Genomic DNA, 12,298 nt, shown 5'->3' with positions numbered 1-12,298 from the left:
CTCAGAGCCTCTTCTCGACCAGGACCTCGACGCGCCGGTTGAGCGCGCGGCCCTCGCGTGTCGAGTTGTCGGCCACCGGATCGGTTTCGGCGCGGCCCTCGGACGAGATGCTCTCCTGCGGCACGCCCGCCTGCACCAGAAGCTTGGCTATGGTTTCGGCGCGGGCTTCCGACAGCCGCTGGTTGCTGGCAAACGGATTGGACTTTTGCAGGCGCACATTGTCGGTATGGCCGACGACGGTGATTTTTCCGATCAGCTCCTTGTTGTCCAGGATCACCTTGGCGATCGACGCTATCAGCGGCTCGTAGCCTTCAGTCAGCGTCGGCCGCGCAGACTGGAACAGCTCGGGGTTGGAGGACTGGATGATCAGCTTGGCCAGCGAGACGCTCTCGGTGCCGCTGAGCGCAGCTTTCAGCTCGTCCGGCGCCGCGGTCTTGAACTCGGGCAGCAGCGCGAAATCGACCGGCTGCGGCGCCTCGGGCTCGGGCGCATCCTGCTTGGGCGCGGCGCGGGTAACGTCGCCGCGCGAGGCAGGCGGCAGCGTGCGCACCAGCGCGGAGAGCTCGACCGCCTGGCTGCTCAAGCCCATCGACAGGCCGATATAGGCAGCCGCGGCGACGACAATTGCGGCCAGCGCCATCACCCAGATCGGAACGATGAAACGCCGCGGCTCGTCGGAGGCGATCACGCCCTTCCAGTTCGGCGACAGCGGGGCGTCCTCGGCGTCCGCATTGCGCAGGAAGCGCGCCGCCGCCACGCGCACGGCATTGAGCGAACGGTCGCCGGCGCGGCCGGGCACGCGGTACTTGCCGCGGAAGCCGAGCGCCAGGCAGTAATATTGCAGCTCCAGCATTTCGCGGTCGCGGTTGGGATGTCGCTCCAGCTCGTCGAGGCGGGTGAAGAACTGGGTGCCGGCATCGACGTCGCCGCGCAGCATCACCACCAGCGGCTGGCGCGGCCAGGCGCTGGCGCCGCCCCATGGCGTGTTGAGCGCGAGATCGTCGAGCAGCGCCGCTACCGCCCATGCGGCCTGGTCGGCGCGTTCCAGCGAGGAGCCCGCGGCGACGGAGGCGTCGCGCGCCCGCACCAGCTCGTCGAGCAGGCGCGTGCGCATCACCTCCGGGTTCTCCGGCGCCAGCGCGCTTTCGAGCTCCGGCGCGAATTCAAGCAGCGGCGCGAAGATGTTGATGAGCGTGTTGGGATGGGCGCGCGCCCGCTTCACCGGCGCGCCCGGCGCCAGCGGCGCCATCGGCCGGGGCGCGGCACCGGTCAGCCGGATGCGGGTGCGCTCGCGATCCTCCGACAGTCCGAAAGGATCATCCCGGCTCATGGCCTCACCTGTTCACCGAATAGCAGTCGACCTGCGGCTCGCTCGGCAGCACGCCGGAAACGCCGATGACGAAGCCGGGGGCGTCGAGCAGCGAGGCCCAATGCTCGCTCTTCTGGTCGAGCTCGAGGCACAGCCGGTCGCCGTCATAAGGAATCTCGCGCGGCTGCGAATGAAGCGGTTTCAGCGGTATGCCCGGCAGGCGCGACTTCCACAGGCCTTCGAACTGGTCTGCCGAGCCGACCGTCGCCTGGTTGACGAAGATCTTGCGCAGCGCATCCTCCGAAAGCTCGGAGCCGACGCGGATGACGATGCGGCTGGCGACCAGGAGCTTCGGGTTGTCGATGCGCACCTTCCAGACATTGGTCGCGTGCCGCATGACCGGCAGCGCGCGCGACTTCGGCTCGATATAGCGCAGGCTGAGGATGAGCGAACGCAAGGCGTCCGCCAGCGCCATATAGGCGGGGCCGGGCGCCATGTGGTCGTAGGCCGGCAATTCGCCGAGCCGCCTGGAGCTCGAGCCGTAGGTCGCCATCTCGCCGGCGAGGCCGGCAAGTTCGAGATAGAGCTCGGCCGGATGGAAGACGTCCTGCGCGAGCATATGGGCAAGGCGTGGCCGCGCGGCGTTGGCGAGGTGCAGCATCAAGAGGTCCTCGACGCTGCGGCCGGCCCCGCCCATCACCATCTTGCCATGCGCCTCGGCGATCTGGTCGAGGCCGGTGACGACCTCCTGCAGCAATTGCCGGTACCAGTGCACGGCGCCGGTGATCAGTGTCGGCGGCAGGAAGGTCGGGTCGAGCGAGACGCCGCCATCGGCGCGCACGCCTTTGACATCGGCGACCGGCAGCGCCGTGTAGCCGCCGACCGATTTGCCGGGCGCCAGCAGCACCGCTTGCGGCCGGGCGACTTCGATTTCCTCCGGGTCGGCGCCGCCCTGCACGGCATCGCGCACCGGGACGATCTTGCCGTGGTAGCGCGCGCCCGTCGATGCGGCATGCGCCGGATCGAACCCGACGCCGCCGGGCGGCTCGAGCGGCAGCGCCACCAGCACCGACCCGGCGCCGGTGTCGGCAGTGACGGGCAACGGCTTGGGCGCATCCATCAGCTCCGGGATGGAGAAGGGCGTGCCGTCCGGGAAGATGCCCCGGGCGGACACGATCGACACCTGGCCGGCATCGAGCAGCGACTGGTCGAGCGTCAGCTGCTGGAAGCCGAACGTATGGAGTTGGCCGGCCTGCAAGGCGCCGCGCACCATGCCTTCGAAGAACCGGTCCTGCTGCTGGAAATGCTGGGTCCTGAGAAACAGGCCCTCCGACCACAGCACCCTGTTTGCGTCGCTCATGCTGCCACTCTCTGCACTGCCGTGGTTGTCTCGCCGTCAGGCGGAAATGCCGCCCTTGCCGAGGCCGACATTGATGGTGAACTTCGACCCCGGCGAAACCGACTTGGTCGTGCGCCAGTTGCGTCCGCCGGGTTCGCGGATCAACGCGACGAAGCCGAGCGCCGTCGCATTCGGTTCGACCGTGATGGTCTTGGCCGCGGTCTTGCCCGGCGCCACCGAGATCGTGTCCATGCCGATCAGATCGGCCCCGAGCGCCGCGCTGGCGCCCCCCTGCAACGCGAAATAATCGGCCGAATTGAACTTGCCGGTGCTGGCAAGCCGCATCACCAACACCGTCACCGGCCGGTCGCCGCCGCCCGGTCCCGGGTTCATGCCGGCGCCGCCGGTCACGTTGACCGAGATGACCGACGGTTTCGGCGGGCCGCTCTGGCAAGCCGCAAGCAGCCCCGTGGCGCCGATGGCAATGATGAATTCGCGTCTGTCGATCATGTCCCTACTCCTCTTCATATGCATCCCTGAAGTCTGCGCCGATCTCGCCCAGGAAGCTCGATTCCGCGCTCTGGGCGATGTCGCGATGGCGTTTCTGGTAAAGCTCCCACAGCTTGGCATTGCGCCCGCCGGACAGCAGATTGCCGATCGCCGAATTGGACTTGAGTTCTTCCTCGATCGCGGCCGGATCGAAACGGTCGATCATGCGCCGCAGCGCCGCCTGGACGCCGCGCCACGCGCGCACGTGATGCTGCGCGAGATCCTTGACCGCGTCGCCGATCGCCGCCTCGCCGGAGAGAAAGCCCGGACTGCGTTCCGCGATGATGGTGACGATGACATCCTCGACCGTCGGCAGGAATTTGAGCGGATTGACCTCGGAGGCGCCGACCATGGTCTGGGCGACGCGCGCGCTGCCCTTCTCCTCGGTGCGCTTGCGCAAAAGCTGCATCAGGCCATCGAGCATCAGCCTGTATTCCCGCCCGAACTTCTCCATTTCGGCGATCGCGTCGCGTCCGGGGAAATCGGCCTCCTCGACGCCCATGCCGCGCAGGAACGCGGCGCGCAGCGCCATGTCGTTCGGCGCCGGTTGCGTCGAACGAGATGGCCTTGGCGCGGCGACAGGGCGAGACGGCGGGGCAGGGGGGGCGGCCACCTGCGCCGGTACCTCCCATGGGCGGGCGGCCTTCGACTTCTCGGCGGGCCGCTCGTCGCGGCCGGCTGCGTTGGCGCTGTTGCCGGCAGCGGGCGTCGCGGCTGGCCCGAAGCTGAAATCGTCGAAGCCGGACGGTTTCGGCGCAAGCTCGGGCGCATCGTTGCGCGATGGCATCTCGCCGAAGCCGAACGGATCCGACCGGCCGGCGGCGGGCTCGTCGCCCGAGACCGGCGTCGCCACCGGATCGAGGCTGAACGGGTCGTCGAAGGCGGGCGAGCTGCGCTGGCTCGAGGCGCGGTCGTAAGCTCCGGGCACAGGCTGTTCGAACGGATTGGGCAGGCCGGCCGGGCGCGGTCGCTGCGGCTCTTCCTCGACCTTCGCCGAGAAGAAATCGTCGCCGCCGATGCTGGGAGGCGTGCGCGATTGCGGCGGCGACCATGCCGGTGCGGCGTTGGCGATCGGCGCCTGGCCGATCGACGTATGGCCGGCGCTGGGTTGGACCTCGACATGCAACACATAGTCGCCCATGCGCAGCCGCATGCCGCTTTGCAGTCGTGCCGACCTGCCGGTGCCGAGAGGGTTCTCGGAATCGTCGATGAACAATCCGCTGCTCGACGTGTCAGTGACGTAATAGCCGTCGCGGCCGCCGCTGATCTTGCAGTGCGCCCGCGAGACGAACATGTCCGGATCGTCGATCTGCCAGCCGGCATCGGCGCTGCGGCCGATCACCAGCTCGCCCTCGTCCAGCCGGGCCTGCCTGACCACCTGCGAGCGCGGGCCTTGTTCCAGGGTCAGAAGCAGGCTCATGCGGCTGCCTCCGCCATTTCCGGCCGCCAGCCGACGATGGTGCGCAGCCTGAGATCGTCGGCGTCGCCCTTTTCGGCGGGGCGTGAAAGCCAGGAGGTTCGGCCGAGCTGGATGGTCCCCATCTTCGGCGCAGGCACCGCGTCGCGCGCGAGCACGATCCTGAGATCGACGTCGAGCGCTTCGCCGATCATGTCGCGCACCGCCTTCTTGAACAGGGCTAAGCGCCGTTCGCCCGGCAGGAAGGACTTGAAGTCGTCGAGGCTGAGCGGTCCGACGCGCAGCTCGATCCGGCTCTGGCGGCTGAAGACGCGCGGCCCGATCGTCGCGCCGCCGCCGAGCGACGCATAGGCCTTGCCGATGCGGCTCTGCAGCGCCATGGGGATCGTGATCCAGGCGGCGACGAATTCCTTGATCTGCACCGGCACCTTGAAGGCGGTGGCGAGAAACAGCGTCAGCCGCTCGGCGCCGTCGACCTGGTTGGCCAGCGATGCGGCCTGGCGCAGCCGCACCGTGTCCAGCTCCGGATCCTGCGTGCCGGGAAGGCCGATCCCGGCCATGGCTTCCAGCATGGCGCGTACGCGTCCGTCGACCGAACGTTCGACCTGCACCGCCGGATGCGCATCCGCCCATGCGCGGTAATAGAGCGCGATCATGCGATGCTGCAGGATGTTGACGAAGTCGACGAAGGTCGTATCGCTGGTCTGCTCGGCGTCGGCGCCGGTGAACCAGCGCTGCGAGAGCCGGTCGAGCACCCAGCGCGTCAGATGCAGCGGCATCGGCCCTTCCGGCCCGAGCAGGCCGAGATTGGCGACCGTCACCCGCGCCGGAGCCTTGTCCCTGGCGTCTTGGAATTTGACCACGTCCCTGGCCGAAAAGCTCAGGCGCACATGCTGGCCGATCCTTGCCGGCTCACGGTCAGCGGTTCCGGAATGGCCGAACAGCCCGCGCCGCTGCTCCAGGCGGCGCAGCAACTCGAAGAAGTCGTACCCTTCCGAAAGCGCCTCGGCTTCGTTTGGGGCCGGCTGCGCTAGATCAGGTAGCGATTGCCGGGCGTCATCGGCCATGGCACATCCTCCTGCTTCTGCAGCAGCCGCGTACGCGTCCGCACGAAACCATTTATCCCGGCATGGCGGGCGAACAGCCGCGCAAGCAAGGCCGAAAGCAGCAGCGTGCTTTGCCCCGCCAGCACCGACTGGTCGACATGCAGCGTCACCTCTGTGCCGCGTCCGAAACACATCGGCCCGTCGATCTTGAGCCGCTCGATCACCGGGCGCGAGTCGATGCGGGTGATCGAGTGCACGTTGCGGGCAACGCTTGGATCGCCGCGATCGGCGTAGAGGTCGAGCAAGGCGTGCAGCGGATCGACGCCGCGGCCTTCCTTGGCCAGGCTCAGGAAATTGAGCGAGAGCTGCGCCACCAGCCGCCAGGCGAGGTTGTCGGCACGGGATTCGCCTTCGGCGCCGGCCGGCAGCGCTGCCGGGATCGCCGGCTGCGGCGGCCGCAGCGCGCCGAGCAACCGCACCGCTTCCACGGGATCGGCGGTCTCCAGCGTCAGCGCTGGCGTGTCGTCCAGGATCGGCAGGTCGCGGTTGGTGCAGAGCGCCATGATGTCGAGCCGCTTGAGCGGCCGGTTGGGCTGGCTGCCGGCCGGCCGTGAGACGGTGAGAAAGACGTCGTCGCCCGTATAGGAGGTGCGGGTCAGGCCGTCGCGCCGCTCGTCCTCCGTGGCCCGTCGCGGGCGCCGCTCCGTCGAATAGACCCAGCCGCTGCCGCGGTTCTGTCCCAGGCTGAACAGTTCGGGGATTATCGCCTCGCTGCCTTCCGCCTCGGCGTCTTCCACCCGGGTGACCCGGAATATCTCGAAGTCGCGCGCCCGCGTGCGATCGGCATGCAGCACCTGGCGCGTCCGGCGCGGATCGATCTCGATGACGTTGCACTCGCGTTCGAAGAGATTGATGATCGGCGTTGCGAACAGCTCGAAATCGGCCACGGCCACATCGGCGAGCTCGGGCACCGGACGCCGGAACAGGAAGATGATCTCCAATCCCCCATCGCACTTGCGCACCACGGGCTGCAGCCCGGCGACCCGCACATAGTGGAAGCGCTCGGGGATCATGAAATATTCGCGCAGCAGCCGATATCCCTCAAAGGTCGGGCGGGTACGCGGCATCAGCGCTTCGTCGTCGTGGATGCCGATCATTTCGGGCTCGGGCAGCGCCGCGAGCGGATTGGTCTTGCCTTCCGCCCGTGCGCCGACGACCGAACAGGCGCCGAAGATCGCGTCGAAGATGAGCGGCGCCTTGGTGCGTCCGGCGAAATAGAGGTCGAGACTGTCGAGCGACAATTCGCTGAGCTTGCCTTTTCCGGTTCGGGCGAACGCGATGCGGAATGCCGCTTCGCCGCGCACGCCGCCGACCTGGGCGATGCCGGCGGCCGCCAGCGCGCTGCGGTCCTGGAAATAGCTGACCGAAGCGATGGCGATCGGCCACAGCGTGACCTCTTGCGCGGTGGTGAAGGTCGAGCGCGTCGACAACCCTGGATGCAGGCCCGAGACCAGCCGCGTGCCGCGCGCGACGGCGTGGCCGGCGATCATCGACTGCACCTGCTGTCCAGGTTTCAGCACGGCCATTGCGGTCGCCGGCGCCGGCGTCACCAGGTCCGGATAAAGCACGTCGAGCACGGCGCGCGAAAAGCGCGAACGCTCCGCGTCGACCTTGAGCCGCGTGCGAGCTGCAAGAAACGCCACGCCGTCGAGCAGCCGTTCGACATAGGGATCGGGGCAGGGGACGGTGTCGAGGGAAAGGTTGCGGGCGACCGCCGGATGCATGTCGGCGAATTCCGCGGCCAGCGCCCGGATATGGGTCAGTTCTTCTTCGTAGTACTCCACGAAGACCCTATCCATCTCAGGTCTCCCGGAATTCGGTTCGCGCCAGCCCGTTGTCGAGATTGATCGTGGTGCGCAGCCGCATGCGTTCGGGCGTCGGCGTCATGATCAACACGGCGTCGATCTCGATCTTGAGGCCGACAGTCTTGTCGCCGAGCGTGACGTTGACCGTCGTGGCGCTTTCCTTGAGCCGCGGCTCGAAGGTGGCGAGCACTGCGCGGATCTCGCGTGCCAGCGCGTCGCGGTCGAAATCCCGCGATGAGCGGCCGGAGAACGACGGCACGCCATAATTGACGACACTGCGGCGCACTTCCGGAAAGTCGGCGAGCGGCGGCAATTCGTCCAGAGGCTGTTCGTGCTCGGCGTCGGAAAGCATTGGAACGGATTCAAAACGCTCGGTGTTGAACAATGCCTCGATGTCGCGCCGGACGGCTTCGCGAAGCACGCGTGCCGAAACCACCACGCCCCGGCTTTCGATCTCGGTGCGATGCTCGATCTGGAAGACCAGCCGATGCAGGCGTCGCTTCTGCTCGGCCGTCAATTCCGCGTCGGCATCGATGGCGCGCGCGCTGGCGGCGAGAAGAACCTCGACGCGTTCGGCGCCGAGTTCGTCCTCCAGCAGGCGGCGCAGCCCGTCGATCTCCGACGTCAGCCCGGGCAAGTCGTTGACGAGGCGGTCCCAGAGGGAGGGCTGGACCGCCTCGCGCTTTGCCCGGGAACTGCCGGCAAGCTGCGCCTTCGCGCCAGGCCGCTTGGCCTCACTTGCCGACATAGACGTCCATTTCGATCTCGTCGTCCTTGTTGTAGACGAACTTGATCTTCTTGTAGGCGAAGCTGACTTCTTCCTCGATCAGGTCTGCCTCGTCGGGGGCCTGCCGCATGTCGTATTCCATGACCGAAGCGTCGGTGAGCGTCACCACCAGATAGTCGCTGGTCTCGCCGTCAATGGTGCGGCGCGCCGAAAACTTCACCTCGTCGAGCGCCTTGTTCTCAAACAGGGCCTTCTTCAGATAGGGCGACGACTTGTCGTAGTGCTTGGTGAACTTGATCATCCCCATCGACACGCGCCCCCGGCGCGACAGCGAATTGGGATCGTAAGGCGCGATCATCTTGTAGTCGACGCCGTATACCTCGATCTCGTCCTCGTGGCCGTCGCGCTTGCTGGGCCCCTTGATATCCGGAACTTTCAAAAAACCATCGATCTTCACTGCCATTGTCTTTCTCCACCGCTTTCAAATGAAACAAGATGACGTTTCTGCAATTTCAGCCCTTCACCGACGGCAGTTCCGACACCAGCCGGAGCGAGGCGTTGATGCCTTCCAGCTGGTAGTGCGGACGCAGATAGAAACGGGCATTGTAGTAACCTGGCCGCCCTTCGACGCTGTCGACCTGGACCTCGGCCGCGGCAAGCGGGCGCTTGGCGCGCGCCTTGTCGTCGGCAAAGGCTGGATTGGCCAGCACGTACCGGTTGATCCATTCGGTCAACCAGATCTCCATGTCGGTGCGTTCCTTGAACGAGCCGATCTTGTCGCGCGCGATCGCCTTGAGGTAGTGCGCGAAGCGCGAGACGGGGAAGAGGTAGGGCAGGTTGGCGGACAGCCGCTCGTTCGACTGCGCGTCCGGGTCGACCAGGCGCCCGGCGCGCGTCTCGTCGTCCTGCAGCGAATGCGCGCCGATGAAGGCCGCAAGGTCGGTGTTCTTGCGGTGCAGGATCGGCATCAGGCCGAGCTTGGCCAGTTCCGCCTCGCGCCGGTCGTCGATGGCGACCTCGGTCGGGCATTTCATCGCGATCGAGCCGTCGTCGGTCGGGAAGGCGTGCACCGGCAGGTTGAGCACCGTGCCGCCATTCTCGACGCCGCGGATCTGCGTGCCCCAGCCATACAGCTTGTGGCTGCGGTTGATGTTCACGCCCATCGGGAAGGCGGCATTCATCCAGACATACTTGTTGTGGTCGCCGCCCACCTCTTCCTCGAAGGTGAAGCCCTTCACCGGAACGGTCTCGGAGCCGTAGGGCAGGCGCGCCAGCACCCGCGGCATGGTGAGGCCGATATAGCGGGCGTCCTCGCTTTCGCGCAGCGACTGCCACGACGCATAGGCCGGGTTGTTCACGATCATCTGCAGGTCCTGCGGATTGGGCAGTTCCTGCCAGCTGTCCATGCGGAACAGCCGCGGCGAGGCGGCGGCGATGAACGGCGTGTGCGCCGAGGCGCAGACGCCGGAAATGTTGCGCAGCAGGCCGACGTCGCGCGGGTGGTTCGAGAACTCGTAGGCGCCGATGATGCAGCCGATCGGCTCGCCGCCCAGCATCGAATACTCGTCCGTGTAGACCTTCTTGAAGATCGGGCTCTGGTCCCACATCTGGCCTTCATAGTCTTCCAGCGTGTCGGCCAGCTGCTCCTTGGAGATGTTCATCACCCGGATCTTCAGCTTGGTGTCCGTCTCGGTGTTGTTGATCAGGTACCAGAGGCCGCGCCACGTGCCTTCCATCTCACGCACTTCCGGCGCATGCAGGATCTCGTTGACCTGCGTCGTCAGCATCTTGTCGATGCCGGCGATCAGCGACTTGATCGACTTGATCGCGTTGGACGAGATGGTCGTGGTCTCGGAGCGCGACTGCGCGGCCAAGGCCAGGTTGCGCACCAGTTGCTGCAGCTTCTCGCTGTCGTCCTTCTTGACCTTGAAATCCTTTTCAAGGAGGCCGCTGAATTCGCCGAGATCGATGGCTTCCGCCTCGGCGGTGGCGGCTGCGGTCTTTTGCTGTTCGGCCATGACTTACTCCTCGCCCTTGCCGTCATCCATCGCCTGGCTGGCGATCTTGCTCAGCAGCGGCTCGTTGTTCAGAAGCTGCGCGATGCGCTTTTCGGCGTCGACGCGGCCGTCCATGAAGCCCAGCAACTCCTCGAGCTGACGGCGCATCTTCAGGATCTCGGCCAGTTGCGGCACCTGCTCGGCGACCTTGTCCGGCGCGAAGTCGCCCATCTTGGAGAAGGTGAGGTCGACGGCGAGCTCTTCGTCCCGCTCCTGGCCCTCGGCCTGCGGCAGGGTGTTCTTCACCCTGGCCTTCACGCGCGGCCCCATCGCTTCCATGAATTTCGGGAAGCGGTTGGCGTCGGTTTCGACGAAGTTGCGGTCGAGCACCGACTTCGACGCTTCCTTGGTCTGCGAGGCGCCCGAAAGATCGGCCATCACGGCCATCACGAACGGCAGTTCGATCGTCGTCGGGCTGCCGTAGGTTTCGACGTCGTAGGCGATCTGCACGCGCGGCGCGCGGTTTCTTTCGATGACCTTCGCTTTGCTCTCTGCTGGCATGCTTTTCTACCTTTCATCCTTCTGGGCCGGCTTCTTGGGATCGGGGACGCCGGCAAGCTGCCGGAACTCCTTCAGCCCCGACGGGGCGAGATCTTCCATCAGTTCCACGAAATCCATGTGCACCATCCGGCGCACGCGCCGGGCGAGATGCGGGATGGGGCTGGAGGGTTCGGTGCGATCGTAGAAGGCGACGACGAGGTCGAGGCATTTGACGACTTCGTCGCGCGAGCTGATCCGGTCCGGCAGGCCGGCGCTCGCTTCCACGGGACTTGCCACACTTGCCATCGTCTCGGCTCCATGACCGTTGCGGGCGGGCATTGCTGGTTCCGACGCTGCCTGCGGAGCGGGCTTCGCGGCACCGTTCGCCGCGGCGCCGGCACCGGAATTCCGCTCCAGCGTCGTCAGCAAACGCTGCAGGAACTTCTTCAATTCCGGGACGGTGGCGCCATGGCCTTCGATACGGGCGTTGAGCGCGGCGTCCACCGCGTCGAGGGCGGCGATCGCGGCACGCGCATCGGCCAAAAGCGACGTCATCGCCTCGCCGGCTTGATCGATCTGGGCCGCGCATCCGGCGCGCACCCGGTTCAGCAGCTGGTTGTGCGCGCTTGCCAATGCCGCCTTCTCGGCGGCGTTGAGCCCCGATGCCGCTTCCTGCAGCATGACGCGCTCGTCGAGCGCTGCCTGTTCCAGATCGCGTCCGCTGATCGGCCCGACCTGGCGCGGCGAAAAGAAAATCGTTCCGCGCAGGCTGGCCAGCAGGCCGTTCTGGGCGTTCTGGAGATCGAGCAGCGCATTGATGCGGCGCAGGGCGGCCTCGCGCGGCGACGCGTTTGCCCGCAAGGCCGGATGCATCGTCTCCCAATGCTGGTCGAAGGTTCTGGCGATGAGCGTCAGGCCCTGGGCGAGGCCGGCCAGCCCGTCCTCGCTGGCCAAGGCCCGCGTGACGATGACCAGCAGGCGCAGGTCCCGGCCACGGGAGCGCAGCTCTTCGGCCTCTTCGAGCACCGCCGCCCAGTCCACCGGGCTGGATTGCGATGTGGGCTTGCCATTGCCGTCGTGGACAACTTTTAGCTGAGGTTCGGTCAGGCGCTCCAGCTCATGAAAAGCCGGGTCGTTGCGCAAGTCCTCTCCCGACGGTTTCTCACCGTTCAGAGGATTCAGCCAGAGTGCGAGATCAATCACACCAACCCCCAGCCAGCGGCCCTGAGACCCTATGTGACGTTACGTTATCACCGGCCTCACGCAACGACAATTGAGCACCTGCGCAAAAACTAACGGAAGCTAAACGCGACCGTTCTCTTCGGGCCAAACCCATTGCGCGATTACCGGACCCGGTATGTGAAATGGCTCGCATAGCCGGGACGGCAATCCGGTGTTTGTTGCAGCGAGTTTGCAAGGCTTGTGTAACCGGGCGGTGCCGCCTGGATGGATTCAAAACACTCTATCCTCGCTCGGCTTTGTCAAGCAGCCGCTTATATGGCAGGGTAC

The 12,298-nt window shown here is 66.4% G+C and carries 11 protein-coding genes; all 11 read right to left on the bottom strand.

What is annotated here, in order from left to right; all coding sequences use genetic code 11:
- Window position 1 precedes the first annotated feature (1 nt).
- From tssL to tssA, 11 genes are read right to left on the bottom strand one after another with little or no spacing between them, the layout of a single operon-like run.
- Window positions 2-1,330, bottom strand: a complete 1,329-nt coding sequence (gene tssL / locus AC0YKC_RS16920; protein ID WP_488511859.1) for a type VI secretion system protein TssL, long form — start codon at window positions 1,328-1,330, stop codon at window positions 2-4.
- Window positions 1,331-1,334: 4 nt separating this feature from the next.
- The gene (tssK, locus tag AC0YKC_RS16915) at window positions 1,335-2,669 is read right to left on the bottom strand and encodes a type VI secretion system baseplate subunit TssK (RefSeq protein ID WP_488511857.1); all 1,335 of its coding nucleotides are present in this window, start codon (window positions 2,667-2,669) and stop codon (window positions 1,335-1,337) included.
- Window positions 2,670-2,705: 36 nt separating this feature from the next.
- On the bottom strand, window positions 2,706-3,158 hold the full coding sequence (tssJ, locus tag AC0YKC_RS16910; protein ID WP_320298731.1) for a type VI secretion system lipoprotein TssJ: 453 nt from the start codon (window positions 3,156-3,158) through the stop codon (window positions 2,706-2,708).
- Window positions 3,159-3,162: 4 nt separating this feature from the next.
- Entirely contained in the window at window positions 3,163-4,617 is a 1,455-nt protein-coding gene (tagH, locus tag AC0YKC_RS16905; protein ID WP_488511856.1) for a type VI secretion system-associated FHA domain protein TagH, read from the bottom strand.
- Window positions 4,614-5,681, bottom strand: a complete 1,068-nt coding sequence (gene tssG, locus AC0YKC_RS16900) for a type VI secretion system baseplate subunit TssG (protein WP_488511855.1) — start codon at window positions 5,679-5,681, stop codon at window positions 4,614-4,616. The genes tagH and tssG overlap by 4 nt, the downstream gene beginning before the upstream one ends.
- Window positions 5,645-7,519 carry a type VI secretion system baseplate subunit TssF gene (tssF, locus tag AC0YKC_RS16895; RefSeq protein WP_488511854.1) on the bottom strand — a complete coding sequence of 625 codons (1,875 nt, stop codon included), beginning with the start codon at window positions 7,517-7,519 and terminating at the stop codon, window positions 5,645-5,647. The genes tssG and tssF overlap by 37 nt, the downstream gene beginning before the upstream one ends.
- Before the next feature lies 1 nt (window position 7,520).
- Window positions 7,521-8,273, bottom strand: coding sequence for a type VI secretion system baseplate subunit TssE (gene tssE / locus AC0YKC_RS16890; protein ID WP_320298735.1), 753 nt, complete (start codon window positions 8,271-8,273; stop codon window positions 7,521-7,523).
- Window positions 8,260-8,715 (bottom strand): Hcp family type VI secretion system effector, encoded by a 456-nt coding sequence (locus tag AC0YKC_RS16885; protein WP_320298736.1) that lies wholly within the window; start codon window positions 8,713-8,715, stop codon window positions 8,260-8,262. The genes tssE and AC0YKC_RS16885 overlap by 14 nt, the downstream gene beginning before the upstream one ends.
- Window positions 8,716-8,764: 49 nt before the next feature.
- The gene (tssC, locus tag AC0YKC_RS16880) at window positions 8,765-10,270 is read right to left on the bottom strand and encodes a type VI secretion system contractile sheath large subunit (protein WP_010910844.1); all 1,506 of its coding nucleotides are present in this window, start codon (window positions 10,268-10,270) and stop codon (window positions 8,765-8,767) included.
- Window positions 10,271-10,273: 3 nt separating this feature from the next.
- Window positions 10,274-10,810 carry a type VI secretion system contractile sheath small subunit gene (tssB, locus tag AC0YKC_RS16875; protein WP_320298737.1) on the bottom strand — a complete coding sequence of 179 codons (537 nt, stop codon included), beginning with the start codon at window positions 10,808-10,810 and terminating at the stop codon, window positions 10,274-10,276.
- A gap of 6 nt (window positions 10,811-10,816) precedes the next feature.
- Window positions 10,817-11,992: a type VI secretion system protein TssA gene (tssA, locus tag AC0YKC_RS16870; protein WP_488511853.1), complete on the bottom strand. Its 1,176-nt coding sequence runs from the start codon at window positions 11,990-11,992 to the stop codon at window positions 10,817-10,819.
- Window positions 11,993-12,298 lie beyond the last annotated feature (306 nt).

The sequence above is a fragment of the Mesorhizobium sp. CNPSo 4661 genome (assembly GCF_057784215.1).
Note: the sequence above shows the minus strand (reverse complement) of the source record. Positions and strands in the feature narration are given on the sequence as shown.

Bases quoted from the DNA above. Each gene is read 5' to 3' on its own strand.
- tssL (WP_488511859.1), bottom strand. From the start codon at position 1,330: ATGAGCCGGGATGATCCTTTCGGACTGTCGGAGGATCGCGAGCGCACC.
- tssK (WP_488511857.1), bottom strand. From the start codon at position 2,669: ATGAGCGACGCAAACAGGGTGCTGTGGTCGGAGGGCCTGTTTCTCAGG.
- tssJ (WP_320298731.1), bottom strand. From the start codon at position 3,158: ATGATCGACAGACGCGAATTCATCATTGCCATCGGCGCCACGGGGCTG.
- tagH (WP_488511856.1), bottom strand. From the start codon at position 4,617: ATGAGCCTGCTTCTGACCCTGGAACAAGGCCCGCGCTCGCAGGTGGTC.
- tssG (WP_488511855.1), bottom strand. From the start codon at position 5,681: ATGGCCGATGACGCCCGGCAATCGCTACCTGATCTAGCGCAGCCGGCC.
- tssF (WP_488511854.1), bottom strand. From the start codon at position 7,519: ATGGATAGGGTCTTCGTGGAGTACTACGAAGAAGAACTGACCCATATC.
- tssE (WP_320298735.1), bottom strand. From the start codon at position 8,273: ATGTCGGCAAGTGAGGCCAAGCGGCCTGGCGCGAAGGCGCAGCTTGCC.
- AC0YKC_RS16885 (WP_320298736.1), bottom strand. From the start codon at position 8,715: ATGGCAGTGAAGATCGATGGTTTTTTGAAAGTTCCGGATATCAAGGGG.
- tssC (WP_010910844.1), bottom strand. From the start codon at position 10,270: ATGGCCGAACAGCAAAAGACCGCAGCCGCCACCGCCGAGGCGGAAGCC.
- tssB (WP_320298737.1), bottom strand. From the start codon at position 10,810: ATGCCAGCAGAGAGCAAAGCGAAGGTCATCGAAAGAAACCGCGCGCCG.